Source organism: Paraburkholderia kururiensis JCM 10599 = LMG 19447 (assembly GCF_003986935.1).
In the GTDB taxonomy this organism is placed as follows: domain Bacteria; phylum Pseudomonadota; class Gammaproteobacteria; order Burkholderiales; family Burkholderiaceae; genus Paraburkholderia; species Paraburkholderia kururiensis.
In genome coordinates this window covers 1-1,126 of the sequence record NZ_RJZE01000099.1, presented here as the reverse complement: position 1 = coordinate 1,126, position 1,126 = coordinate 1, and the positions used below count along the sequence as shown (strand labels likewise).

1 protein-coding gene is annotated in these 1,126 nt (G+C 65.4%); it reads left to right on the top strand.

Features of this window, described 5'->3' with window-relative positions; all coding sequences use genetic code 11:
* Nucleotides 1-1,126, top strand: a 1,126-nt coding sequence (locus tag PKKP23_RS33415; RefSeq protein ID WP_138721058.1) for a catalase, incomplete at both ends; no start/stop codon positions are given.

The window sequence follows — 1,126 nt, the reverse complement described above, 5'->3', positions numbered from 1 at the left end:
ATCTCACCTCGGCCGCCGGCGCGCCCGTTGCCGACAACCAGAACTCGATGACCGCGGGCCCGCGTGGCCCGGTCATGCTCCAGGACGTGTGGCTGCTCGAAAAGCTCGCCCACTTCGACCGCGAGGTCATCCCCGAACGCCGCGTGCACGCCAAGGGCTCCGGCGCCTTCGGCACGCTCAAGGTCACCCACGACATCACGCAGTACACGAAAGCCAGGGTCTTCGCCCAGCCCGGCAAGGAAACCCCGCTCTTCATGCGCTTCTCCACGGTAGCCGGCGAACGCGGCGCCGCCGACGCCGAGCGCGACGTGCGCGGCTTCTCCATCAAGTTCTATACCGAGGAAGGCAACTGGGACGTGGTGGGCAACAACACGCCCGTGTTCTTCATCCGCGACCCGCTCAAGTTCCCCGACTTCATCCACACCCAGAAGCGCGACCCCTACACGAACCTGCGCAACAACGTGGCCGCGTGGGACTTCTGGTCGCGTCACCCCGAGTCGCTGCATCAGGTCACCATCCTCATGAGCGACCGCGGCATTCCGAAGAACTACCGCCAGATGCACGGCTTCGGCTCGCACACGTATTCGTTCATCAACGCCAGTAACGAGCGCTTCTGGGTGAAGTTCCACTTCAAGTCGCTCAACGGCATCGAGAACTACACCAACGAGCAAGCCGCGCAGGTGATCGCCGCCGACCGCGAAAGCGCGCAGCGCGACCTCGTGGAGCACATCGACCAGGGCAACTTCCCGCGCTGGGCGTTCCGCATCCAGGTGATGCCCGAGGCCGATGCGGCGAAGGTGCCCTACAACCCGTTCGACATCACGAAGGTGTGGCCGCACAAGGATTACCCGCTGATCGACGTGGGCGTGATCGAACTGAACCGCAACGCGCAGAACTATTTCGCGGACGTGGAGCAGGCCGCCTTCACGCCGGCCAACGTGGTGCCGGGCATCGGCTTCTCGCCGGACCGTCTGCTGCAGGGGCGGCTGTTCTCGTACGGCGACACGCAGCGCTACCGGCTGGGCGTGAACCACCACCAGATTCCGGTGAATGCGCCGAAGTGTCCGTTCCACCACGCGTTCCACCGCGACGGCGCGATGCGCACCGACGGCAACCTGGGCGGCAC